Genomic DNA, 24526 nt, shown 5'->3' with positions numbered 1-24526 from the left:
CCACCCGGTCGCGCCGTCACGGGCAGGCCACCGACAGGGCCGCGTGCACCTCGTGGTGCAGCCGGGCCAGCGCGCAGTCCGGTGCCAGCGCGTCCCGATCGCCCCCGGGCGGCGGGGCGCCGGTGCGCAGCGCCTCGGCCAGTTCGGTCAGCTCCCGGGTGACGGCGCCGACCTCGGCCTCGGTCGGCACCGGCGCGCCGTGCTCGATCCGCACCCGGGTGGCGGTGGTGGTGTCCACGATCCGCTCCACCGCGATCACCAGCGGCCACCAGGCCTCCGCCCGGGCGCCGACCGGCGGCGGCTCGGTGAGCGCCCGCTGGAACTCGCTGCGCACCGCCGAGAGGTCCCGGTAGAGCCGCCGCCGGTAGCGGGCCCGGGCCGGCTCGTCCCGCCCCGGTGCGGTGGTGAAGGCCAGCGACACGTAGGAGGCGGTGTCCTGGACGGCGTCGGCCAGCCGGTCGCCGATCCGGGTGTGCCAGGACTCCGGCCACAGCAGGTAGCCGGCCAGCAGCGCGATGCCGCAGCCGATCAGCGAGTCGTAGAGCCGGGGCAGCACCAGGTGGAAGCCCTGGTGGTTGAGCAGGTCGGAGAGCATCAGGATGACCGGGGTGATGGCCGCGGTCTGGAAGGCGTAACCCTTGGCGGAGAGCGCCGGGATGAGCGTGGCGAGCACCGCCATCACGGGCACGTCCCACCAGCCGTGCGGCACCTCGGCCAGCACCGGCATGGCGATCAGCAGCCCGGCCGCCGTGCCGAGCGCGCGCAGCACCGCCCGGGAGAACACCGAGCCGAAGTCCGGTTTCAGCACGAAGGTGACGGTCAGCGCCACCCAGTAGGAGCGCGGCACGGCGATCACCGAGACCAGCACCTGGGCCAGCCCGATGCACAGAGCCAGCCGCAGTCCGTAGCGCCAGGAGGCCCCGGACAGCAGCAGTGCGCGGGCCGCCCGGCGGGTCCGGACCTCCAGGCCGGCGGGCCGGCCGAGCCGGTCGTCGGCGGCGTACGGGTCGGGCGCGGCCTCGTGCACGACGGTGGCGGCGTGCCCGATCGCCTCCGCCAGCGCGCGGGTGGAAGGGCCGCGCGGCTCGGGCAGCGCGGGCGGCGGGGCGGGGCCGGTGCGGCCCTGCTCGACGGCCTCGGCCAGTTCGCGCACGGCGGCCGGGTAGGCGGGCGACAGCGGACCGTACCCGGGTGGGCGCAGCTGGGCCGCGGACGCCCCCTCGACCACCGGGATCAGCGCGTTGAGCTGGGCGAGCAGGCGCACCAGGGTGGCGGAGCGGCCGTGCCGGCGGGCGCGGCGGGCGAGCAGCAGGTCGTAGGAGTGGTTGAGCGCCTGGGTGAGCGCCCGGCGCCGGTCCTCGTAGCCGGGTGAGCCGGCGGCCTCCAGCAGTTCGGCGACGGCCCGGTAGGTGTCGGCGACCACGGCGCGCTCGGGGGTGCCCCCGCGCAGCGGCCAGGCGAGCAGGGTGAGGGCGAGCACGAGCAGGCCGCCGAGCAGCAGCAGGGCGGGTGGCAGCCACCAGGGGGAGGGCATCGGCAGGCCGGCCCCGATCACGGCGTTGAGCAGCAGGAGCAGGCCGGAGACGGAGGCGACCGCGCCGATCGAGGAGATCATTCCGGAGATCAGCGCGACCGCGGTCAGCACGACGACCGCCGTCCAGCCGGAGCCGTACACCTGGGTGCTGACCAGCACCCCGAGGGCGCCGAGCAGCTGCGGCACGGCGATGTTGAACACCCGCATCCGGTAGGCGTCGGCGGTGTCCCCGATCACCCCGGACAGCGCGCCCATCGACACCAGTGCGCCGTAGCCGGTCCGGCCGGTGGCGGTGCCGACGGCCAGCGGGGCGGCGAGCGCCACCGAGGCACGGGCCGCCGCGGCCCAGGGGATCGGCGCGTCCCGGGGCCGCAGGCTCTCGGTCAGCCAGCCGGGCGGGGCCAGCCGGGTGTGTTCCAGCCGGGTGCGTGCCACAGTCCCAACGTACGGCGGGCGGGCGGCGGTGGCCCGGTGTAACGGCCCGCAGGCCGTCGGGGTTCATCGTCTTCACACTTATGCCAATTGCCGAAACATACCCGGCCTTATGTCAATCTCCGAAACATAAAGCGAACCCCCAGAGGCGCCGTGAACTGCGCTGATTTCCCAAGCGGTAACCCGTGGGAAAGGGTTGACACCATTAGTTGGTCTAGTCCAACGTATGGGGAGCGCGGTCCGGCGGAGACTGATGCGGGGTGAGTACCCCTGCCGGACGGGCGAGTTGGCCCCCTGATGTGGCGCAATGCGCTGCTCGGAGGCCGAGGCAAGAAGGAGCGCATGCGGACGGCCGTCCGGTCCGCGCGCCGAATTCCCCTTCCGGCCGCACCCCGGCCGCCGGCTCGCCGTGCCCGCACCGGGCGCCCAGGACGAGCTGCATCGACCACGAACCACGGAGTGACCGCCCATGCCGAGCCCTGACGAACGCCCCGGGGAATATCTGTACCGGGCCGCTTCCGAGCGCCCCTACTTCAGCGCCGACACCGAGAGCTACCTCGCCCGGACCGCCCTGCGCGAACTGCGCAAGAAGCACCCGCTGCGGGTGCTCTCCGAGGAGGACTTCGCGCACTGGCAGACCTACGGCTACGTCGTGGTGAAGGAGGCGATCCCGGCCGACGCCGCGCGGCGACTGCTCGACTTCACCTGGGAGTTCGAGGGCCTGTCGCCCGACCGCCCGCAGGACTGGTACGGCGAGCGCGACTACCGCGACGAACTCGACCAGCACCTGCACATCTACGGCTTCGTCGAGGCCTACCACCACCAGCTCATCTGGGACAGCCGCCAGGCGCAGCGCGTCTACGACGCCTTCGTCGACGTGTGGGACTGCGAGGAGCTCTGGGTCACCCTCGACCGGCTCAACCTCAACCCGCCGAACGTGCGCAACCGCGACCGCGCCCTCATCGAACCCACCGACAAGGGCTTCGACATCGAACTGCACTGGGACGTCGACACCACCCAGGGCATGCTGCCGCAGCGCGTCCAGGGCATCATCGCGCTCAATGACACCGCCCCCGACCACGGCGGCTTCCAGTGCAACCCGGAACTGTTCCGCCGCTACAACGAGTGGCAGGCCGCCCAGCCCGCCGACCGCGACCCGATCCGCCCGGCCGTCGACCGCGCCGAGTATCCGGTGATCCGGCCCGAGTTGAAGGCCGGCGACCTGCTGATCTGGAACGGGCTGCTCGCCCACGGCGTCGCCCCCAACACCTCCGTGGACGGCGTGCGGTCGGTGCAGTACCTGTCCATGATGCCGGCCCTGGAGGAGGCCGAGCCGCTGCGCCGTTCCCGGGTCGAGTCCTGGCACACCCTCGCCACCCCGGACTGGAACCGCACCCTGGTCGGGGACGCCGACCGGCCCGAGGCGCTGCGCTACGGGCGGGCCGAACTGACCGAACTGGGCGAGAAGTTGCTCGGCCTTCGGTCCTGGACCGGCCGTGCCTTCGAGGAGCAGGAGCGGGAATGCGCGCCGTCTGCCTGACCCTGCCCACCAACCGCGAGTGCGCGGACACCATCACCGCCGTCGGCGCCGAAGCCGCCCACGCCGCCCGGCGGTTCGGCGTCCGGGTGCACCTCCTGGTGCTCGACTCCGCCGACCCGGCGGCGCGCGCCCGGCACGCCGCGGCCGCCGCCGCACTTCCGCCCGTCGAGAACGTGGTGGTCCACCACCTGGACGAGGACGCCCAACGCGCCTTCCTGCGCGCGGCGATCGAGCGCGCCGACCTGCCGGGGCCGGAAAAACTGCTCGACCTGATGCTGCCCGACACCGTCTCCTACGGCGCCTGCACCAACCGGGCCTTCCTGCTGGCCGCCGCACTCGGCTGCACCTCGGTGCACCGGCGCGACTCCGACAGCCGCTACCAGTGGCACGACGGCGAACCGGTGTTCCCGATCGAGCACGAACTCGCCACCATCGGGCTCAAGGCCGCCGACGCGGCCGCCGCCGTCACCGAGCACACCCTCGACCCAGAGCACGCCGACAAGCCGGTCGCCCTGGTCGGCGCGTCCTTCATCGGCGAACTCTCCGTCGACCTCGGCGAGATCCGCGACCTCGACCCGGCGGTCTACCACGACGTGGTCGCACTCTGGGCGCCCACCGGTGCCACCGAGGAGGAGCGCCGGGAACTCGTCGCCGAGTCCTTCACCGGCGCCGGCACCGAGCCCTTCACCACCGACCGCGCCGTGCTCGACCACCCCGACATCTGGCGGATCGACATGTGCAACATCGCCCTCGACCACGAGGTCTACGAGCGCGTCCCGCTGCCGCCCGCCACTGACACCATCGGCAGTGACTACTTCCTGCACCACCTGGTGCGCGACGCCACCCTGCCCGGCGTCACCCACAACCGCCACATCGTCAACTACTACACACCGGAACGGCGCACCGGCGCCGGCTTCACCGCCTACCAGGAGCGCTACGCCAAGTTCCTGCTCTCCATGCTCTACCTCCACCCGGTCTACGCCGAGATGGAGCGGGCCGGCGACGCCCTGCTCGACGAGCACCACCACGTCCGCCCCGAGGTGATCGCCGACTCCGCCCGCCGCAGCGCCGCGACGGACCGCGCCGAGAACCACCGGCGACTCACCGAACTCGACCGCTGCTACCGGCAACTGGGCGGAAAGTACGCCGAGTTCGCCGACCACCTAGCGCCCGGGAGGGCGCGTCTGCTCGACGAGGCGCAGGCGGACATCGAGGACTTCGCCCTGCTGATCGACGCGTGGGGCCCGCTGGTGCGGGCGAGCAAGGCCACGCCCGCCGACCGGCTGCCGTGCTAGCCGCCGGGAGTTCACACGTGATACCCCAGACCACCGAACCGCGCTCCAGCGAGCCGCGCCGCTCCGCCGAGGAGCGTTCGATCGACGCCGCGCTCGCCGCCGCCACCGAGGACACCGTCATCTACGACCTGGACGGCATCGGCTGCCAGTACGCCGCCCTGTGCGCCGAACTGCCCGACGTCGCCGTCCGGTTCGCGATGAAGGCCTGCCCGGTCGACGAGGTGCTCGACCACCTCGCCCGGCTCGGCTCCGGCTTCGACGCGGCCAGCCCGCAGGAGATCGCCCAGGCGCTGCGCACCGGCGTCGCCCCCGAACTGGTCCACTACGGCAACACCATCAAGTCCGACCGCAACATCGCCGAGGCCTACCGCCTCGGCGTGCGCGACTTCGCCACCGACAGCCTGGAGGACGTCGCCGCGATCGCCGAACACGCCCCCGGCTCCCGGGTGTTCTGCCGCATCGCGACCACCGGCGAGGGCGCCCTGTGGGGCCTGAGCCACAAGTTCGGCTGCTCGCCCGAGGACGCCCTGCGGGTGCTCGGCGCCGCCCGCGCCGCCGGGCTGGTGCCCTCCGGCCTGTCCGTCCACGTCGGCTCCCAGCAGATGACCACCGAGGCCTGGGCCACGGCGATCGACTCGCTGGCCGCCGTCCTGGAGGCGCTCAACCGGTGTGGCATCGTGCCGGACCGGATCAACCTCGGCGGCGGACTGCCCGCCCTCGGCGTGCTCGACCGGCACGGCCGCCCGCTCGAACCACCGCTGGACAAGATCTTCACGGTGCTCCGCGAGGGCATGGAACGGCTGCGCGCCGTCAACGCCGCCCCGCTGGACTTCCTGCTCGAACCCGGCCGCCACCTGGTCGCCGACCACGGCGCGATCCGCGCCCACGTCGCCCGGCTCACCTCCCGCCACCGCCTCGACGGCACCCGCGAGGACTGGCTCTACCTCAGCTGCGGCAAGTTCAACGGCCTGTACGAGATGGACCAGTTGCAGTACCGGCTGGAGTTCCCCACCCACCCCGGCGGCCAGTTCGTCAACGCCGTCGTGGCCGGCCCGACCTGCGACAGCGACGACGCCTACGCCCAGGAGGGTGGCCCGGTCCGCGTCCCACGCGCGATCGCCTCCGGCGACCCGGTGTGGATCCACTCCTGCGGCGCGTACGCCACCGCTTACGCGACCCAGGGGTTCAACGGCTTCGAGCCGCTGCCGTACACCTGCGTCGGCGGGCACCGCAAAAGGGGAAACGCATGAGCGAGTACCACATCCGGCTGCTCCGCGAAGGCGACTGGCCGGACGTGATCGCGGCCGAGGAACGCGCCTACGCCCCCAGCGGCCTCTCCGAGGGCGGTGCGGCACTGCGCTCCCGGCACCACGCCTCGCCGTCGACCTGCTTCGTGCTGGAGGACGCGGACGGCTTCTGCGGCTACCTGCTCGCCCTGCCGTACCCGCTGTTCCACTGCCCGGATCTCAGCCGGGCCGAGTCCGACGGCGTGGAACGGGGGAGCAACCTGCACGCCCACGACCTGGTGATCGCCGAGCGGGCGCGCGGCCGCGGCCTGGCCGACCGGCTGCTGCGCCACCTGGAGGAGACCGGGCGGGCGGCCGGCTTCCGCACTCTCTCGTTGGTCGCCGTGCGCGGCTCGCAGGTGCTGTGGTCGCGACTGGGCTACCGCGCCCGGCCCGAGATCGGGCTGCCCGCCAGCTACGGCACCGAGGCGGTCTACATGGCCAAGCCGCTGGCACCTCCCTCGGCCGACACCGTCCCGTCCCCCTCCAGAGCCGAAGTGGGCTGATGCACATGTCCCCCGTACGCGACGAGTTCCGCCGGTCCCAACTGTCCATCGGCGCACTGTTCTTCGTCCTCGGGTTCCAGTACGCGACCTGGGTGTCCCGGGTGCCCGCGCTCAAGGCCCGGCTCGATCTCGGCGAGGCTCAGATCGGGCTGCTGCTGATGACCTGCGGGATCGGCGCGGCGGTGTCCTTCCCGCTGGTCGCGGTGCTGATGCGGCGGCTCGGCTCCCGGCTGCTCTCGGTGCTGTCCGCGGTCGCCCTGGGCGTGATCCTGCCGGCGCTGTCGGTGGTGCCGAACTACCCGGTCACCCTGCTGGTGCTGTTCTGCGACGGCGTCGCGGTCGGGTGCCTGAACGTCGCGATGAACGCCCAGGGCGCCGCGCTGGAGGCCCGCTTCGAGCGCACCACCATGTCCAGGCTGCACGCCACCTTCAGCGCCGGCTCGCTGCTGGCCGCCCTGCTGGCCTCCGGCGTCAACGCCTTCACCGGCACCCTCGCCGTCCACTTCGGGCTGGCCGCGCTGCTGCTGGCGGTACTGGTGGCGGCCGCCCGGCCGGGCCTGCTGGCCGAGGGGCCGCAGGACGCCGCCGCTCCGACGGAGAAGAAGCAGCGGCAGCGCCGGGGCTTCGCGCTGCCCGCCGCGGCCACCCTCTGGATGGGCCTGGCGATGGTCTTCGGCACCGTCACCGAAGGCGCCATGAACGACTGGTCGGCGCTCTACCTCAAGGAGGTGGTGCACGCCGGCGCCGGACTCGCCCCGATGGGCATCGCCGTGGTCTCGGTGATGATGGTCTGCGCCCGGATCTTCGCCGACGGCTGGCGCACCCGCTTCGGCGACGGCCGGATCGTCCGCACCGGCAGCCTGCTGGCCGGCCTGGGCCTCGCCCTCGCCCTGCTGGCGGGGGGCGTGGTGCCGACCCTGCTCGGCTTCGCCTGCGTCGGCCTCGGCGTCGCCGCCGTCACCCCGTGCGTCTACGTCGCCGCCGCCCGCCAGGGCTCCGACGCCCTCTCCCTGGTCGCCGCCATGGGCACCACCGGCCTACTGGCCGGCCCCGCGCTGATCGGGTTCATCGCGGGCGGCACCAGCCTGGTCTGGGGCCTGGCCGCCGTCGCCGCCTCCGCCGCGATGGTCTCCGTCTGCGCCACCCGCATCAGCTGGCCCCACCCCCAACGCGGGCACACAGCCCAGCAGTTGGCCTCCGAGGCTGGCTGACCGCCCCTCAGTCCTCGCCCGGTTCGTCCGCGTCCCCCGTCGCGGCGAGCCGGGCGAGCTTGTTCCGCAGGGCGGTGAGGCGGGCGATCTCGGCGTCGAGGGTCGCGAGGCGGGCGGACACCACGGGGGCGAAGGTCTCGGGCCCGGGGTCCGTGGCGCAGCAGCGGCGTGGCGGGTCCTCGTCCAGCAGGTCGAACCGGTGCACCCGGCTGACCAGGTCGTCCACCGTCAGGCCCGCGGACAGCAGTTGGCGGATCGCCCGGACCCTGGCGACCTCGCCGGGGCCGTACTCGCGCTGGCCGGAGGGGGTGCGGGTCGGCGGGGGCAGCAGGCCGCGCTGTTCGTAGAAGCGCAGGGCCCTGGGGGTGGTGCCCGCCGCGGCTGCCGCGTCGCCGATCCGCATTCCGCCTCCTCGGTGCTCAGAGCTCCACGATGGTCGCTCCGAAGGTGTCTCCGGTGAACAGCCTGACCAACGCGTGGGGGGCCCGATCGATGCCCGTGACCGAGGTCCAGGGGAAGGTGACGTCCCCGGCGCGCAGCCAGTCGGCGAGGCGCTCGCGCCATTCGGCGTCCAGGTCCGGGTGGTCGGCGCCGGTGAAGCCGCGCAGGGTCAGGCCGAGGGTGCAGACCCGGAAGCTGTCGATGACCGCGGGTGCGTCGCCGCCCGGCGTTCCGGGGTCGAGCTGCCCGGCCAGGGCGCCGACCACGGCGATCCGGGCGCCGCGGCGGGCCGCGTCCACGGCGGCGGTCAGCTGTTCGCCTCCGACCAGGTCCAGCACCAGGTCGACGCCCTCCGGTGCGGCCTCGGCCAGTTGCTCGGCGAACGGGCGCTCGCCGGGCACCAGGACGGCGTCGTAGCCGAGTTCGGCCGTGAGCCGCTTCGCCTTGGCGGGCGAGCGGGTGGTGCCGATCACCCGGGCGGCGCCGAGCAGCCGGGCGATCTGCCCGGCCATGCTGCCGACCGCGCCCGCCGCGCCGGTCACCAGCACCACGTCCCCGGGCCGAAGCCCGGCGGTGCGGGTCAGGCCGCCGTACCCGGCCGAGGCGATCGACAGCAGCGCCATCGGGTCCGGGAAGTCCGCCGGGACGGGGGTGAACCGGGCGGCTTCTCCGACCAGTTGGTCCCGCCACCCGGACAGGTGGGTGACCAGGTCGCCCGGGCGCAGCGGCCCGCCGCCCGGGGCGGCCAGCACTTCGCCGAGGGCGGGGCCGAACAGCGCGTCGCCGGGGGTGATGTGGGGGACGGGCAGGCCGGCGCCCCCGCCGCCGATCAGGGTGCGCAGGCCGGGGAAGGCCAGGAAGGCCCGGTTGCGGACCAGTACCTCGCCGGGCCCGGGCGCGGGCAGCGGCTCCTCGGCGATGGCGAAGTCCTCGGGTACGGGCAGCCCGTTCGGCCGGGCGGCCAGTCGGACGACGCGGGCGGTGGTGGGCAGGGCCATGGCGGTGCTCCTCGTGGAGGGGAGGGGTGCGGCGGTCGGGCCGCCGCGGGACGCCAGGACGTTAACTCCTGACCTATGCGTCAGGGGCAAGGGCTGGAGCGGACAGGAGGCCTGACGGCGTGTGGGGGATGGCGATCTTCTAGAGTCGCCTGCGGTACGACCGAACGACTGTGCGTGAGAGGGAAGAGAGCAGCATGACCGAGCAGGCCCCCGAGCCCTTCGAACCCGTCGACGAGGACTGGCAGACCGCGGTGGCGATCGTCGCCCACCCCGACGACATGGAGTACGGCGGCGCGGCGGCCGTCGCCCGCTGGACGGCCCAGGGCAAGACCGTGATCTACGTGATGGTCACCAGCGGCGAGGCCGGAATCGACTTGGTGAACCCGGAGGAGTGCGGGCCGCTGCGCGAGGCCGAGCAGATCGCCTCGGCCCGCGTCGTCGGGGTGGAGACCGTCGAGTTCCTCGGCTACCCGGACGGCGTGGTCGAGTACGGGCTGCCGCTGCGCCGCGACATCGCCCGGGTGGTGCGCCGGCACCGCCCGGACATCGTGATCACCAGCAACTTCCGGGAGACCTACGGCGGGGTGTTCCTCAACCAGGCCGACCACATCGCCGTCGGCCGGGCCGCCCTGGACGGCGTGCGCGACGCCGGGAACCGCTGGGTGTTCCGCGAGCTGCTGGACGAGGGCCACGAGCCGTGGAACGGCGTCCGGCAGATCTGGGCGGCGTCCTCGCCGGAGGCCCGGCACGCGGTGGACACCACCGGGACCTTCGACCTGGGCGTCGCCTCGCTGGAGGAGCACAAGGCGTACCTGGCCGGGCTGGGCGGGGCGATGGCGGACGCCCGGGAGTTCCTGGAGGGCTTCGGCCGGGGGGCGGGCACCCGGCTGGGCACGCGCTTCGCGGTGCCGTTCGAGGTGTTCCCGCTCCGTTAGCTAGTCGCCCTCGGAGGAGTCTTCCGACTCGTCGGACTCGTCGGGCTCGCAGGATTCGCCGGTTTCGGCGGAGGCGCCGGTGCCCTCGCCGCGCCGGCGCCGGTAGCGCAGCACCTGCCGCAGCAGGAACGCGGCGACCAGCAGCCCTAGCCCGACCGCGAACCAGAGCTGGTAACGGATGGCCGTGCGGTACACCGTCCCGATGTTGGCTCCGGCGACGTACCCGAAGGTGCCCCAGACGGCCGTCCACAGCGCGGCGCCGAGCAGGTTGAAGAGCGCGAAGCGGCGCCAGGGCATCTCGGTGGTCCCGGCGATGATGCCGTTGTACTGCCGCAGGCCGTCCACGAAGCGGGCGACGGCGACCACCTTGCCGCCGTGCCGGGCGAAGAAGCCGTCCGCGCGTTCCATCCGGGCCGGTGTGAGCAGCACGTAACGGCCCCAGCGGTGGACGAAGGCGCGCCCGCCGGTGTGGCCGATCAGGTAGCCGAGGCTGTTGCCCAGGGTCGCGGCGGCGGCCGCGATCAGCAGGACGGCGGTGAAGTCCAGGTGCCCGGTGCCGGCGTACACCGAGGCGAGCACCAGGATGGTCTGCCCGGGCACCGGGATGCCGCAGTTGTCCAGCAGCACGAGCAGCGCCACCGCGAGGTACCCGTAGTGGTCCAGCAGTGGCGCGAGCCCGGCGAGCGCCCCGGGCAGCGGGGGCGAGGGCGAGGTCACCGCTCCTCACCACCTCGCACTGCTCGGCAGGCGCGGGGTGGCGGGGGAGTCGGTCAGCGTTCCACCCTGCGGGTCTCGATGTTGCAGTCGGGGCCGGGGTAGATCAGACCTTCGTGGCCGTCCTCGAAGCGGACCCAGTACGGCGGCTCTCCGTTGGTGCCGCGCACCTCGAGGATCTCGCCCTTCTGGTCCACCATGCCCACCGACCTGCTGTGGATGTGGAGCTGGTCACCTACCGTTGCGTGCATGCTCGTTCTCCTCGGGTCGTGGCGGCGGCCTTCGCCGCCGGTCCGCCGTTCCGCTATCCACTGTGCTGCGGCCGCGGCGGGCTCGCAACGCCTCGGGCGGACGGGACCGGCGGAGCCCGCCGGGAGCGTGGCTCAGCCGGTGGGCAGTTGTTGCGCGAGGTAACCGCGCACCAGCCGCTTGCATTCGGCGATCAGCGCCGGATCGCCCTGCGGGTCCCCCCGGAAGGCGAGCTTGAGCACCGCGTCGGCCGCCTCCAGGGCGACCCGCAGGGCGAGCGTGGTGGCCGCCGGGTCGCCCGCCTCGAACAGCTCGCCGCCGAGCGCCTGCAGCCGCAGGGCGACCGCGGTGTTGTTGTCCACGCCCGCGTCCAGCAGGTGCGTCTCGTCCCGCACCCCGGACGGCACCGCCGTACCGGCGAGCCCGAAGTCCACCTGGCCGAAGCCGGGCACCGCGCGCTTCATCGCGACGAACTCCTCCACCGCGAGGTCGGTGAAGCCGGCCGGGCCGAGCGGGGCGGACTCGGCCAGCCGGGTGTCCAGGCGCTGGAGGTAGTGGTCGAGGTTGCGGGTGGCGAGCGCGGCCAGTAGGTCCTCCTTGCCGGCGAAGAACTGGTACAGGGTGCCGATCGGCACCTGGGCGCGCTGGGCGACCTCCTTGGTGGTGAGCGCGGTCGCCCCGACCTCGTCCAGCAGCCCGGCGCAGGCGTCCAGGATGCGGCCGTACCGCTCCTGGCTGCGCTGCTGGACCGGCCGCCGCCGGGCCGGTCCGGGGCTGTGCTGGTGACTCCGGGCGTCGACGCTCATGTCGCAACTCTGCCGCATCGGCTGTTCCGACGGCGAATCACCGGGGCGGGGGAGGGCTGGAGTTTCCGGTGGGCCGGGAATCGAGTGATGGCCGGAGCTGAACGGCAAGGTGGCGGGAAGGCGTCCACGGGTTGGCTTTGCTCTTGTCGTGGACGCGAAGGCCGGTTCATACTCCTGGGGCAGATCACTTTGCGTGGTTGACGCGTGTCTCTTCGTGGCCCTTGCGACCCGATCGGGCCCGAACGCGAACCCGAACTCAGCTGTCCGTGGCGACGACGGGCTTCACCGCCGCCACCCGAAGTCTGGACGGACCCGTGTGCCTCCTTTCCCGTACCGCGTCCCGTTGTGTGTCCCGTTGTGTGTCCCGTCGTGCGTCCCGTTGTGCGTCCCGTCGAACGGAAGGAGGGGGTCGGTTCGGTGACCGTACACTTCGCTGGGCGTGAGGCCCTCGACACCGAGCACCGCCGCCAGTTCCTGGAGTCCGGGTACCTCGTCCTGCCCGGACTGCTGCCCGAAGCGCTGCGCGAACGCCTCGTCCCCGAGGTGGACCGCTGGGTGGACGAGGGCCTGCGGGCCCGCTCCATCGCCGCCTGCACCGACCCCGGCCGGCACGGCCCGCCACCGGTGCTGGAACTGGAGCTGCCCGCCCACGGCGAGCTGATCGCCCACCCGCCGCTGCTGCGGGCGCTGACCGGACTGATCGGCCCGTCCTTCGTCTTCCACCACCTGCACAGCGACCGGCAGTCCCCGGGCATCCCCGGAAAGCCCTGGCACCACGACTGCGAGCCCCACGACGGCTCCGACCCGTCGCTGGTGATGGTCCACGCCCTGCACTACCTCGGCGGCCTGGACGAGAAGGTCGGCAGCCTGGCCGTGCTGCCCGGCTCGCACCGCAACACCGCCGGCAAGAACGCCTACGCCCACCACGGCACCGCGGAACTGCCCGGCGAGGTCGTCCTCGGCCGGCTGCCGCCCGGCACCACCGTGCTGCTCAACTCGGCGCTGTTCCACACCCGCAGACCGGCACCCGAAGGGCCGGGCCGCCCCCGCTACTTCATCGACGCCTCCTACTGCCAGGTGGGAGCGCGCTGGCGCCCGGTGAAGCCGCACTGGCGGCAGATGCTCGCCCGGGCCCGCGAACTGGACCTGGCCGACGGCCAGTGGCCCGACCTGTTCGCGGAACACCACTTCACCGAGTACACCGGAACCGTCTGAACCGCGTGAGGAGCACCGCCGTGGAGATCGTCACCGCCGTCGCCTACTCCGAGGTCCACGACGCCTACCTGTGGGACCATCCGGTGGAACGGCCCCACGAGGCGAACACCAACGTGTACGGCGAGGAGAACCTGGAGCGCGCCGACAAGATCGGCGGCGGCTGGTGGCGGGTCCGGCTCACCCGGGCCGACGTCCTCGGCGTCGTGCTGCCCTGGCACCTCAGCGAGGGCGGCGAGCTCGAACTCGTCCCGCGCGCCGGGCTGACCGTCGCCCGGGCGGCCGAGCGCGTCCGTGACGGCGGCGCCGCCTGGGCGGCGGCCAACCCGGTCTGCGCGGCGAAGCTGCACGTGTTGCGCCGGGCGCCGTTCACGCCGCTCTACCTCTGCACCGCGCCGGTCGACCACCCCGACTACGCGGACCTGGCGGTGCGGGCCGGACTGATCCACGTCGACGGCCTGCACCGCATGCTGGCCTGGGAGTTGGCCGGGCGCCTGCCCGAAGGCGCCGAACTGGACGGGTACCTGGCGGGCGACCCCCGGGTGCTCGCCCGACCAGCCGGGACGGCACGGACGGGGGACGAGGCGGCGTGACCTCCGCGACACGGCACGTCCGGTCCACCCCCGCCACCGACTCGCTCACCGCCCTGCTGTCGCACCTCGCCCGCGCCCACCCCGACCGGCCCGCCGTCGCCGACGGCGTCCGCAGCCTCGACCACCGCACCCTGGACTCCGCCGCCGGGCGGATCGCCGCCCGGGTGGCCGCCGGCGGCACCGGACGCGGCGACCGGGTCGCCCTGCTCGGCCCCCGGGACGCCCGGATGCTGGTGCTGCTGCACGGGGTGCTGCGCTGCGGCGCGGCCGCCGTGCTGACCGATCTCGACTGGTCCGCGGCCGACCTCGCCCGGCGGCTGGCGGCCGTCCGGGTCGGGCGGGTGCTGGCCACCGAGGGCGGGCCCGGCGGGTTCGGCGCGTTCGGTGGTCTCGGCGTGGAGGTGGTGGACGTCCTGGCGGGCGGCCCCGGCTGGCAGGGCGCCGAGCCCACCGGGGAGGACCCGGCGTACCTCTCCTTCACCTCCGGCTCCAGCGGCGAACCCAAGGCGGTGGCCGTCACCCACGCCAACGCCGTGCACTACGCGCGCTCGCTGGCCGCCCGGCTCGGGCTCACCGAGGCCGACGCCCCCAGGACCGCGCACGTCACCACCCTCGCCGCCGACCTCGGACACACCGCCTGGCTGCTCGCCCTGGCCACCGGCGGCTCGGTGCACCTCGTGCCCGACCGCGAGGTCCGCGACCCCGCGGCCTTCTGGGCCACGCTGCGCCGCGCCGGGGTCGACACCCTCAAGACCACCCCCTCGCACCTGACCGCCCTGCTGGAGGGCCGCCCGGCCGGCACCCCGCCGCTGCGCACCCTGCTGCTCGGCGGCGAGGCCCTGCCGCGCCCGCTCGCCGCCGCCCTGCTCGACGAAGGCGTCACCGAGCGGCTGGTCAACCACTACGGGCCGACCGAGACCACCGTCGGCGCGACCTGCTTCCTGGCCACCAGCACCCGTCAACTGCCCATCGGGGAGCCGACCGTACCGATCGGCAGCGGGATCGGCGAGGTGCTGCTCAGCGTCGTGGACGGCGCGGGGCGGGCGGTGTCCGACGGTGCGGTGGGGGAGCTGCTGATCGGCGGCCGGGGCGTCAGCGCCGGGTACTTCGGACGGCCCGAGGAGACCGCCCGGGGCTTCGTCCGGCACGACGGCCGGCGGACCTACCGGACGGGCGACCTGTGCCGTCGGCGGGCGGACGGGAACCTGGTCTTCCTCGGCCGGGTGGACCGCCAGGTGAAGGTCCGGGGGTACCGGGTCGACCTCGCCGAGGTCGAGCGGGCCATGGACGGGTACCCGGGCGTGGCCGGCTCCGCGGCCCTGCTACGCGAGACCGCCGTCGGCAACCAACTGCTCGCTGCGGTACGGCTGTTGGACCCATCCGCCGAGGTGGGAGGATTGCCGGAGTACCTGCGCGACCGGCTGCCGGGATACTCGGTGCCGCAGCCGATCCTGGTGCTGCCGGAGTTCCCGGTCGGGCCGAACGGCAAGCTGGACCGGGCCCGGCTGGGCGAGCTGGTGGCCCGACTGGTCGAATCCCGCGCGGAGTCGGCCGGGCAGCCCGGTCCGGCCGAGGACGGCCTGGCCGGGGAGATCGCCCGGTTCTGGGCCGGGGCGCTCGGCCTGCCCGGCATCGGGACGCGGGCGGACGTCATCGGCCTCGGCGGGGACTCCATCCTCGCCATGCGCACCATCGCCCTCCTGCGGCGCTCCGGACTGCGGGTCGCCTACGAGGACTTCTACCGGCACCCCACGGCGGCCGCGCTGGCCGGGGTGGCGGTACCGGTGGGCCCGGCCGTCCCGGCCCCGCGATGCGGCGACACTTCAGAAGGTGGCCAACTCGCGCCCGCCCAGCGCTGGTTGTACCGGCAGCGGTCCCTCCGAGACCTGCGGCACTGGAACCAGTCGGTGCTGCTGCGCTGCGGCACCGCCGTCGACCCGGCCGCGCTCTCGGCGGCGGTCGCGGCCGTCCTGGAACGCCACCCGGCACTGCGCCGCCCCCTCCGCCCGGACGGCTACGGCGAACCCCTGGCGGTAGCCGACCTCGACCCGGTCTCCCACTCCCGACTCCCGCGCGAGGCCGGTGCGATCGCCGACACCGTCGCCGGGGTCTGCACCGAACTCCACCGCAGCCTCGACCCGTTGGCCGGACGACTGCTGCGCGCCCACCTGTTCACCGGCCCGCCCGGCACCGAAGACCGGCTCGCGCTGATCGCCCACCACCTGGTGGTCGACGGGCTGTCCTGGCGGATCCTGCTGGACGACCTCGCCCACGCCTACCGGTCGGCGCTGGAGCGCAAGCCGGTCGACCTGCCACCGACGGCGGACTTCTACCGGTGGGCGGCGGCCGCTCCACCGGCCGCTCCGGAGCTCGCGGTCCCTGAGCCTGCCGCGCCCGCCGAACCCGGCGCGCTCAGCTGGGCGTTGGACGCCGAAACCACCGCCCGGCTGGTCGCCCGGCACGGCGGCGGCGCCGGACTGGAGGCCGTCCTGCTGGACGCCTTCGCCGGAGCCGTCGCCCACTGGCGCGGCGAGCCCCGGCTCGCGGTGGAGGTCGAGACCCACGGGCGGGACACGGCCGGCGACCCGGGCGAATTCCTGGACACCGTCGGCTGGTTCACCGCCGTCAAGCACATCGAGCTGGACCCGTCCGCAGGCCCGGAAGAGACGGCGCGGCAGCTGCGCGATGCACCCGTCCGGCCGATGGACGCGGCAGGCGGGGCCGGCGGGCAGCCCACGGTCGGGTTCAACTTCCTCGGCACCTTCCGGCTGCCCGAGGAGCCCGCGCTCGACTGGACCGTCGCCGACGAGCAGGCCGGGGCGGCCCGCTGCGCCGGGGGCGACCCGCTGTACCAACTACGGCTCACCGCAAGGGTGGTGGAACAGCGACTGGTCGTCGACCTGGTGTACGGATGGCCCGCGGTGGCGCACCACGCCGCCGAGCTGATCCTCCGGCGGTTCGCCACGGCGATCGCCGGACCGGCGGCCGCCCGGCCGCAGCGCTCGCCGCTGTCCACCTCAGGGCAGCTGCTGCACGCCCGGGTGGCGCCCACCGCCCGGGCGAGCGTCCGCGAGCCCGCCCGGGTGCTGCTCACCGGCGCCACCGGCTACCTCGGACGGCACCTGCTGGACGCCTTCCGGCAGCGCGGCGCCGTGGTCACCTGCCTGGTGCGGGCCGCCGACGACGCCGGAGCCGTACGGCGGCTGGCCGGCCGGCGGGCCCAGGTCGTCGCCGGGGACATCGAACGGGACGGCCTCGGCCTCTCCCCGGCCGGGCTGGAACGGGCCCGGGAAGCCGGGATCGTGGTGCATGCGGCGGCTGACGTCCGGCTGGTCGCCTCGCCCGACGAGCTGGAACGCGCCAACCACACCGCGGTGCGCCGCCTGCTCGGCTGGGTCGACGAGCACACCCCGCACGCCCGGCTGCACCACGTCTCCACGCTGGCCGTGTCCGGCGGCGTGGACGGGCCGCCGCGCCGCTTCAGCGAGGCCGACCTGTGGATCGGCCAGCACTTCCGCACCCCGTACGAGCGCACCAAGTACCGGGCCGAGCAGGCCGTCCGGGCCTGGGCGGCCACCGGGCACGCCGCCTACCTGTACCGCAGCGGCCACATCGCCGCGCACAGCCGCACCGGCGCCTTCCAGGCCAACGTCGGCGACAACCGGATCTACCAGCTCGTCCGCGGCTACCTGCTGGCCGGCGCCGCCCCCAGCCGACCGGACACCGCCTTCGCGTTCTCGCACGTGGACACGGTGGCCGCCGGGATCGCCGCGATCGCCCTCGACCCGTACGCCGCCCCCGGCGCCTACCACGTCGAGACCCCTTACACCACGCCGCACGACGAACTCGTCGACTGGCTCGCGGCGTTGGGCCACCCCGTCCGGCTCACCGACGACGCGGCCTTCGCCGCCGCCATCGCCCGCGCCGAGCGGCAGCACCCGACGGCCGCCCGGCTGGCCGCCGCCTGGGCCCAGCAGGAGGAGCGCAACGTCCGGGTGGACAGCGGCTACACCACCGCCGTGCTGGACCGACTGGGCGTCCGCTTCACCGCGCCGACCCCGCAGTGGTGGTCGGCCGCGCTCGCCTGGGCCGCCGAGGCCGGCTACCTGCCGCCCGCCGACCCGACCCGCCGACCCTGATCCGACAGCCCTTACCCGTCAGCTCCGATCCCAACCGCCCCGATCCGACAGGCCCTTGAGAGAAGGCAGACTCCGTTGTCCCAGCTCTCCCCAGTGCTGAAGCAGGCCACCCCCGTCGTCGCCGTGCGCGGCGAAGGCCTCCACCTCTACGACGCCGACGGCCGCCGCTACCTCGACTTCACCTCCGGCGTGGGGGTGACCAGCACCGGCCACTGCCACCCGAAGGTGGTCGAGGCCGTCCGCGAACAGGCCGGCCGGCTGCTCCACGGCCAGTACACCACCGTCCTGCACGACCAACTCCTCACCCTCACCGAGCGCTTGGGCGACGTCCTGCCGCCCGGCCTGGACTCGCTGTTCTACGCCACCGCCGGGACGGAGGCGGTGGAGGCGGCCCTGCGGCTGGTCCGGCACGCCACCGGACGGCAGAACGTGATCGTCTTCGAGGGCTCCTTCCACGGCCGCACCATGGGGGCGGCCTCGCTCACCACCGCCGGGACCCGCTTCCGCGCGGGCATCGGCCCGCTGGTGCCCGGGGTCGCGGTGGCGCCGTTCCCGGCCGCCTTCCGCCTCGGACTGTCGGAGGAGGAGGCGGTCGCACACGCCCTGCGCGGGCTGGACGAGGTGCTGGCCACCGTCTCCGCGCCCGCCGAGACGGCCGCGATGTTCGTCGAACCGGTGCTCGGCGAGGGCGGTTACGTCCCCGCCCCGGCCGGGTTCCTCGCCGGGCTGCGCGAGCGCGCCGACCGGTACGGCATCCTGCTGGTGGTGGACGAGGTGCAGACCGGCTTCGGCCGCACCGGCCGGTTCTGGGCCCACCAGCACGAGCCCGGGGTGCTGCCCGACGTGCTGATCACCGCGAAGGGCCTGGCCAGCGGCTTCCCGCTGTCCGCCATCGCCGCACCCACCGAACTGATGAAGCGCGCCTGGCCCGGCTCACAGGGCGGCACCTACGGCGGGAACCCGGTGGCCTGCGCCGCTGCCCTGGCCACCCTGGACGTGCTGCGCGAGGAGCGGCTGGTGGAGAACGCGGCCGAGCAGGGCACGCGGCTGCTGGACGGCCTGCGCGCGGTCGCCGCCGGGGCGCCGGAAATCGGCGACGTCCGGGGCCTCGGCCTGATGGCGGCCGGAGAGTTCTGCCGACCGGACGGCTCGCCGGACCCGGACGCCGCCCGGCGCGTCCAGCAGGCGGCGGCCGACCTCGGCCTGCTGCTCCTGACCTGCGGGATCCACCTCAACGTGGTCCGGATGGTCCCCGCCCTGGTCGTCACGGCCGCGCAGATCGACGAGGCGCTGGCGCTCTGGTCCAAGGCCGTCGAGGCCGGGGCCCGGTCGGAGGAGGCGTTGTGAACGAGCACACCGTGACCGAGATCGGCTGGAGCAGCCTGGAGCTGGAGGCCAGGCGGCAACTGTGGTCGCTGCCGCTGGGCGACGAGGAGCGGCGGCTGCTCTGGGCCGACGCCCGGGCCGGACGCTGGGGCGCGGGCGAGCCGGTGCGCGAGCGGCTGCGGTCCTTCATGCGGGAGAGCATCGACTCGGTCGGGCTCACCCACGTCGCCAACCTGGTCGACCCGGCGCAGCCGGAGCAGGAGATCACCGAGGTGCTGTCCTTCCTGCTGCGGGACCACGGCCGGATCGTGCCGCAGAACGGGCGCGGCGACCTCACCTCGGTGCTGCGCGACCAGGACGGCGACGGCAACACCGAACTCGGTTTCCACTGCGACACCTGCGACCTGCTCGTCCTGCTCTGCCTCCAACCGGCCTACCACGGTGGCGGCTTGACCAAGCTGGCGAGCGCCCGGCATGTCCACGACCTGATCGGGCGGGAGCGGCCGGACGCGCTGGCCACCCTCAGCCAGGACTGGACCTTCGACCGGACCGGCCGAGCGGGCCCGCAGCTGGTCGTCACCCCGATCCTGTACCCGAGGAAGGACGGGACGATCGGCTGCTACTACCAGACGCGTACCGTCCGCTCCTCGCCGGACCGGGGTGGACCGGAACTGACGGATCGCCAGTGGGAGGCGCTGGGCGTGCTGGACGAGGTGCTGTACCGACCGGAGATCGCCTTCGGGCTGCCGATGGCCGCGGGGGACCTGCTGATCATCCGCAACAGCCGGGTGCTGCACGGGCGTTCGGCGTATATCGACGAACCCGGCCCGCACGCCCGGCGGATGCTGCGGATCTGGCTCAACGAGGGGGAGGCGTGGGCGCCGTGACTCAACCCGCAGTGACTCAACCGGCCGTGACTCAACCCGCAGTAACTCAACCGGCCGTGACTCAACCCGCAGTGACTCAACCGGCCGTGACTCAACCCGCCGTGACTCAGCCGCACGGGAAGGTCGCACTGGTCACCGGTGGCGGCAGCGGGCTCGGCCGGGCCTCCGCGCTGGCCCTGCTGGACGCCGGCTGGACGGTGGTGCTGGCCGGGCGCCGCAAGGACGCGCTGGAGGAGACCACCGCCCTCGCCGAGGTCGACCCGGAACGGGTGCTGGCCGTGCCGACCGACATCCGCAGCCCCGAGGAGGTGGCCCGGCTGTTCGACGCCGTCCGCGACCGGTACGGCCGGCTCGACCTGCTGTTCAACAACGCGGGCGCCGCCGCCCCTCGCCGTCCGATCACCGAGACGCCGTTCGGCGACTGGAACCGCGTCCTGGACACCATCGCCACCGGCAGTTTCCTGTGCGCCCGGGAGGCCTTCCGGCTGATGAGCACCCAGACCCCGCAGGGCGGCCGGATCATCAACAACGGCGCGCCCTCCGCGTACGTGCCCCGCCCCAACTCCCTCGCCTACACCGCCGCCAAACACGCCGTCCTCGGCCTCACCAAGGTGCTCGCACTGGACGGCCGCCCGTACGGCATCTCCTGCGGGCAGATCGACGTCGGCAACGTCGCCCCGCTGGACGGGAGCCCGCAGCCCGCCGCGATGCAGGCCGACGGGACGATGGCGGTGGAGGCGACCATCCCGGTGGAGCGCTTCACGGACGCCCTGCTGCTGATGGCCTCCCAGCCACCGGACACCAGCATCCAGTCACTGGTGGTGCTGCCGGCCACCATGCCGTTCGTCGGGAGGGGGTGAACCGTGCTGGTCAGCGCCCGCTCCTTCGCCGAGTACCGCGCGATGTTCGCGCTCACCGACCGCGACCTCGACCAGCGCATCCTGGACTGCCCGGGCGGCGCGGCGAGCTTCGTCGCCGAAGCCGGGCAGCGGGGGATCGACGTGGTCGCCGTCGACCGCGAATACGCCCTGCACCGCGAGGAGTTGGGCCTGCTGGTCGAGCGGGAGACCAGCTTCAAGCGCGAGCTGCTGGCGCAGGAGACCGCGGGCTACGCCCGGGCCTGGTACGCCGACGCCGACGACATGATCCGGCAGTGGACCGCCAACTCCCGGCTGTTCCGGGCCGACATCGCCGCCCGCCCGGAGCGCTACCTGGCCGGGTCACTGCCCGAACTCCCCTTCCCGGACCGCTCCTTCGACCTGGTGCTCAGCTCGCACCTGGTCTTCTCGTACGGCAACCGGCTGGGCGAGGAGTTCCAGCGGTCCGCGCTGCTGGAACTCGCCCGGGTGGCACGGCGGGAGGTCCGGCTCTTCCCGCTGATGGTGTACGACACCGGCGAGCGCTACCGGGGCCTGGACCGGCTGCGCGAGGAGCTGGCGGGCTTCGGCATCGGCAGCAGGGTGGAGCGGGTGGCCTACGAGTTCCAGCCGGGAGACGACGAGATGCTGGTGCTCACCTGCGCCGGCTACCGGGCTCCGGCGCCCACCGCCCCGGGCGCCGGCCGACGCGGCGAGGCGGTGGTCGACCCGGTGCGATGGCGGCACCGGGAGCGGAGCGCCTGAGCGCCCCATGGGATATCCGGACGACGGCCGCCGGGCCTAGGGTGCGGGAATGGTGAACTTCGTACTGGTGGCCGGCGCCCGGCTCGGGGCCTGGGCCTGGCAGGACGTGGTCCCGCACCTGCGTGCGGCCGGCCACGGCGTCCATCCGCTGACGCTGTCCGGGCTGGCGGAGAAGCGGGGCGTCCCGGCCGGGCAGCAGACCCACGTCCAGGACATCGTGACCGAGGTCGAGCGCCGGGACCTGTACGAGGTCGTGCTGGTCGGCCACAGCTACGCGGGTGTCCCGGTCGGCCAGGCCGCCCAGCGGATCGGCGACCGGCTGGCCCGCATGGTCCTGGTCGACGCGGGCGTGCCCGTCGACGGCGAGTCCTTCGCCGCCGGCTGGCCGGACGGCGGTGCGGCGCTGGAGGCGGCGATCGCCGAGAACGGCGGCTGGTGGCCGTGCGCGAAGCGCGAACACTTCACGGGCCACGGCCTCACCGACGAGCAGACCGCCCGCATCGTCGCCGGTGCGACCCCGCACCCGGGCGCCACCCTCACCGAACCCGCCGTCCTGGCGGGCCCGCTCGCGGACCTGCCCACCACCTACCTCAAGTGCCTCCTCCCCGACGCCGAGCCCGACGAGGAGGTGGCCGAGCTGCTGACCGGAGAGCACTGGCGGCTGGTCGAACTGGACACCGGCCACTGGCCGATGTTCTCCCGCCCGCGCGAGCTGGCCCGGATCCTGCTCGACGCCGCAGGGGAGTGACGGACCGGTGGCGCCGCTGTCGGGCGGCACCACCACCCGGCCCGTCCTCACAGGTCACATCGCACATCCATGGCTTCCGGGCACCCCCGCCGGTGATCATTCGGTAGCCCAGGGTTCAAATATCGTGCACGTGTTTCACATATCCCCCTCTTCGGGTGGTCTGGATGCTCTAGATTGATTTCGACTCCGCAAGGTTGGGCGCGAGGCGCGAGAAGTCATGATCTACGGGTCCGGTGCTGCGGACGGTACGTAGTCGCGTCCCCGGCGGCAGGCGTTGGGTGATCAATTCTTGGTGCCCGAAAACGGGCCTTGAGTGTGGCCGGATGTTCAAGTAGCGCGGCAGTGGCCGGTTTTGCCATGCGCGGGAGGCGGGGGCCTTCCGGAGCCAGGAACAGTGCGGCACGGGAGGCGGAGCCTTCCGGGGGAGGAACGAACAGGTGCGGGAGGCGCGGGCCTCCCGGGGGGAGGAACCGTGTGGAGCGAGCACGTCGAACCCACTGGCGACCTGGACGGGGCTGTCGAGCAAGGGGAGGGGGAATTAGTCAGCCCGTTTCCACCGGCGTCGAGGCGCCGGAGAAACGGGAAATTCAGCCGGCCCGAGATCGACTGGGAGCAGCAGTACCGCCGTACGGTGATCATCGGCGATACGGTGGCCACCGCCTTCGTGGTAGCGGCGATAGGCGGTTTCTTCGGGGTTCGGGACGCGGCCAACTGGCACGAGAAATGGGGAATTCTCGCCTTCGGCACCGAGCTGCTGGTGCTGGGTGCGCTGGCGACGACCCGCTCGTGGGCTCCGGCCGTGCTCGGCGAGGGCGCCGAGGAGTTCCGCCGGCTCGGGCGCTCGCTGTTCACGGCGGCCGTCGTGCTGGCGCTCGGCGGGATCGCCCTCACCTCGCACAACATCAAGCTCTGGATCTTCGTCGCGATCCCGGCGATCACGCTCGTCACCATGACCGAGCGGTACCTGCTGCGGCTCTGGCTGCACAGACAACGCAACCGGGGACGGTGCCTGCGCCCGGTGCTCGCCGCCGGGAGCCCGGCCACCGTGCGCGACCTGATCACCCGGACCCGCAAGTTCCCGCACCTCGGCTGGCGGGTGGAGGCGGTGTGCACGCCGTACGCCCTCGGTCCGGGCGGTGACCGGCTGGACGGGGTGCCGGTCGTCGGCCGGCTGACGGACGTCGCCAACCACGTCCGCCGCGACGGCTACCGCGTCGTCGCGATCACCCCGGACCCGTACTGGTCACCGGACCGGCTGCAGCGGCTGGCCTGGAACCTGGAGGGCGGCGACGCCGAGATGGTCGTCGCCCCCGTGCTGATGGAGGTGGCCGGCCCGCGGCTGCACGTCGACGCGGTGCTCGGCATCCCGATGCTGCGGGTCAGCATGCCCGCCTTCACCGGGGGCCCGCGGGCGGTCAAGGCGGTCGTCGACCGGCTGGGCGCCGCGGTGCTGCTGGTGCTGTTCGCGCCACTGATGGTGGCCGTCGGGCTGCTCGTGCTGGCGGACAGCCGGGGCGGGGTGTTCTACCGGCAGCACCGGGTCGGCAAGGACGGCCGCCAGTTCACCCTGGTCAAGTTCCGCACCATGGTCGCCGGGGCGGACCGGGCCCGGGCCGAGCTGGCCGACCGCAACGAGGGCGCGGGCCTGCTGTTCAAGCTCCGCCGGGATCCGCGGGTGACCCGGGTCGGAGGGGTGCTGCGCCGGTACTCGCTGGACGAGCTACCGCAGCTCCTCAACGTGCTCACCGGCTCGATGTCGCTGGTCGGGCCGCGGCCCCCGCTGCCGGAGGAGTCCGCCGCGTACGGCCCGGACATCCGGCGGCGACTGCTCGTCAAGCCCGGGCTCACCGGCCTGTGGCAGATCAGCGGGCGCAGCGACCTGCCCTGGGAGGAGGCGGTCCGGCTGGACCTGCGGTACGTGGAGGACTGGTCGCTCGCCCTGGACGCGGTGATCTTGTGGAAGACGCTGCGTGCGGTGCTCCAGGGGCAGGGGGCCTACTGATGGGTGGGGGGCGTCGTCGTCCGATCGGCGCGCGGATGGCCGGCCGAAGG

The 24526-nt window shown here is 73.8% G+C and carries 21 protein-coding genes; 15 read left to right on the top strand and 6 right to left on the bottom strand.

All coding sequences use genetic code 11. The features are described from left to right. Nucleotides 1-16 precede the first annotated feature (16 nt). Nucleotides 17-1969, bottom strand: coding sequence for an FUSC family protein (locus ACIG5E_RS17280; protein WP_396534258.1), 1953 nt, complete (start codon nucleotides 1967-1969; stop codon nucleotides 17-19). Between the two features lie 466 nt (nucleotides 1970-2435). Between ACIG5E_RS17280 and ACIG5E_RS17275 the strand changes: the two genes are divergently transcribed. The 5 genes from ACIG5E_RS17275 (at nucleotide 2436) to ACIG5E_RS17255 (ending at nucleotide 7804) form a co-directional block, all read left to right on the top strand. Beyond that, nucleotides 2436-3506 carry a phytanoyl-CoA dioxygenase family protein gene (locus tag ACIG5E_RS17275; RefSeq protein WP_396534257.1) on the top strand — a complete coding sequence of 357 codons (1071 nt, stop codon included), beginning with the start codon at nucleotides 2436-2438 and terminating at the stop codon, nucleotides 3504-3506. Further along, nucleotides 3488-4801 (top strand): DUF6271 family protein, encoded by a 1314-nt coding sequence (locus ACIG5E_RS17270; RefSeq protein ID WP_396534256.1) that lies wholly within the window; start codon nucleotides 3488-3490, stop codon nucleotides 4799-4801. The genes ACIG5E_RS17275 and ACIG5E_RS17270 overlap by 19 nt, the downstream gene beginning before the upstream one ends. Before the next feature lie 80 nt (nucleotides 4802-4881). Further along, a complete protein-coding gene (locus ACIG5E_RS17265; RefSeq protein ID WP_396534314.1) occupies nucleotides 4882-6051 on the top strand; it encodes a type III PLP-dependent enzyme in 1170 nt (389 codons plus the stop codon). Then, nucleotides 6048-6593: a GNAT family N-acetyltransferase gene (locus ACIG5E_RS17260; protein ID WP_396534255.1), complete on the top strand. Its 546-nt coding sequence runs from the start codon at nucleotides 6048-6050 to the stop codon at nucleotides 6591-6593. The genes ACIG5E_RS17265 and ACIG5E_RS17260 overlap by 4 nt, the downstream gene beginning before the upstream one ends. A 5-nt stretch (nucleotides 6594-6598) precedes the next feature. Next, nucleotides 6599-7804 (top strand): MFS transporter, encoded by a 1206-nt coding sequence (locus ACIG5E_RS17255; RefSeq protein WP_396534254.1) that lies wholly within the window; start codon nucleotides 6599-6601, stop codon nucleotides 7802-7804. A 7-nt stretch (nucleotides 7805-7811) separates the two neighbouring features. Here ACIG5E_RS17255 and ACIG5E_RS17250 read toward each other — a convergent pair whose 3' ends face one another. After that, nucleotides 7812-8207 (bottom strand): MerR family transcriptional regulator, encoded by a 396-nt coding sequence (locus ACIG5E_RS17250; RefSeq protein ID WP_396534253.1) that lies wholly within the window; start codon nucleotides 8205-8207, stop codon nucleotides 7812-7814. Nucleotides 8208-8223: 16 nt separating this feature from the next. Next, a complete protein-coding gene (locus tag ACIG5E_RS17245; protein ID WP_396534252.1) occupies nucleotides 8224-9243 on the bottom strand; it encodes a zinc-binding dehydrogenase in 1020 nt (339 codons plus the stop codon). Nucleotides 9244-9437: 194 nt separating this feature from the next. Between ACIG5E_RS17245 and ACIG5E_RS17240 the strand changes: the two genes are divergently transcribed. After that, complete coding sequence (locus ACIG5E_RS17240; protein ID WP_396534251.1) at nucleotides 9438-10178, top strand: PIG-L deacetylase family protein; 741 nt, start codon at nucleotides 9438-9440, stop codon at nucleotides 10176-10178. Here ACIG5E_RS17240 and ACIG5E_RS17235 read toward each other — a convergent pair whose 3' ends face one another. From ACIG5E_RS17235 to ACIG5E_RS17225, 3 genes are all read right to left on the bottom strand, one after another. Further along, a complete protein-coding gene (locus ACIG5E_RS17235; protein WP_396534250.1) occupies nucleotides 10179-10895 on the bottom strand; it encodes a DedA family protein in 717 nt (238 codons plus the stop codon). Between the two features lie 53 nt (nucleotides 10896-10948). Next, entirely contained in the window at nucleotides 10949-11143 is a 195-nt protein-coding gene (locus ACIG5E_RS17230) for a DUF1918 domain-containing protein (protein WP_396534249.1), read from the bottom strand. 132 nt (nucleotides 11144-11275) lie between these two features. Further along, nucleotides 11276-11947 carry a TetR/AcrR family transcriptional regulator gene (locus ACIG5E_RS17225; RefSeq protein ID WP_396534248.1) on the bottom strand — a complete coding sequence of 224 codons (672 nt, stop codon included), beginning with the start codon at nucleotides 11945-11947 and terminating at the stop codon, nucleotides 11276-11278. 417 nt (nucleotides 11948-12364) lie between these two features. Here ACIG5E_RS17225 and ACIG5E_RS17220 point away from each other — a divergent pair, with 417 nt between their 5' ends. The 9 genes from ACIG5E_RS17220 (at nucleotide 12365) to ACIG5E_RS17180 (ending at nucleotide 24476) form a co-directional block, all read left to right on the top strand. Continuing rightward, nucleotides 12365-13162 (top strand): phytanoyl-CoA dioxygenase family protein, encoded by a 798-nt coding sequence (locus ACIG5E_RS17220; protein WP_396534247.1) that lies wholly within the window; start codon nucleotides 12365-12367, stop codon nucleotides 13160-13162. 20 nt (nucleotides 13163-13182) lie between these two features. After that, the gene (locus ACIG5E_RS17215; protein ID WP_396534246.1) at nucleotides 13183-13752 is read left to right on the top strand and encodes a DUF6309 family protein; all 570 of its coding nucleotides are present in this window, start codon (nucleotides 13183-13185) and stop codon (nucleotides 13750-13752) included. Continuing rightward, on the top strand, nucleotides 13749-17891 hold the full coding sequence (locus tag ACIG5E_RS17210) for an AMP-binding protein (RefSeq protein WP_396534245.1): 4143 nt from the start codon (nucleotides 13749-13751) through the stop codon (nucleotides 17889-17891). The genes ACIG5E_RS17215 and ACIG5E_RS17210 overlap by 4 nt, the downstream gene beginning before the upstream one ends. Before the next feature lie 75 nt (nucleotides 17892-17966). Further along, nucleotides 17967-19238, top strand: coding sequence for an aspartate aminotransferase family protein (locus ACIG5E_RS17205; RefSeq protein WP_396534244.1), 1272 nt, complete (start codon nucleotides 17967-17969; stop codon nucleotides 19236-19238). Continuing rightward, the gene (locus tag ACIG5E_RS17200) at nucleotides 19235-20104 is read left to right on the top strand and encodes a TauD/TfdA family dioxygenase (RefSeq protein WP_396534243.1); all 870 of its coding nucleotides are present in this window, start codon (nucleotides 19235-19237) and stop codon (nucleotides 20102-20104) included. Before ACIG5E_RS17205 ends, ACIG5E_RS17200 begins: the two co-directional genes overlap by 4 nt. A 101-nt stretch (nucleotides 20105-20205) precedes the next feature. After that, the gene (locus tag ACIG5E_RS17195) at nucleotides 20206-20964 is read left to right on the top strand and encodes an SDR family oxidoreductase (protein WP_396534242.1); all 759 of its coding nucleotides are present in this window, start codon (nucleotides 20206-20208) and stop codon (nucleotides 20962-20964) included. Nucleotides 20965-20967: 3 nt separating this feature from the next. Continuing rightward, complete coding sequence (locus ACIG5E_RS17190; RefSeq protein ID WP_396534241.1) at nucleotides 20968-21726, top strand: class I SAM-dependent methyltransferase; 759 nt, start codon at nucleotides 20968-20970, stop codon at nucleotides 21724-21726. Nucleotides 21727-21775: 49 nt separating this feature from the next. Further along, complete coding sequence (locus ACIG5E_RS17185; protein WP_396534240.1) at nucleotides 21776-22474, top strand: alpha/beta fold hydrolase; 699 nt, start codon at nucleotides 21776-21778, stop codon at nucleotides 22472-22474. A gap of 505 nt (nucleotides 22475-22979) precedes the next feature. Next, nucleotides 22980-24476 (top strand): sugar transferase, encoded by a 1497-nt coding sequence (locus tag ACIG5E_RS17180; protein ID WP_396534313.1) that lies wholly within the window; start codon nucleotides 22980-22982, stop codon nucleotides 24474-24476. Nucleotides 24477-24526 lie beyond the last annotated feature (50 nt).

Origin of the sequence: Kitasatospora sp. NPDC053057 (genome assembly GCF_044546945.1) — a bacterium.
Classification (GTDB): domain Bacteria; phylum Actinomycetota; class Actinomycetes; order Streptomycetales; family Streptomycetaceae; genus Kitasatospora.
Note: the sequence above shows the minus strand (reverse complement) of the source record. Positions and strands in the feature narration are given on the sequence as shown.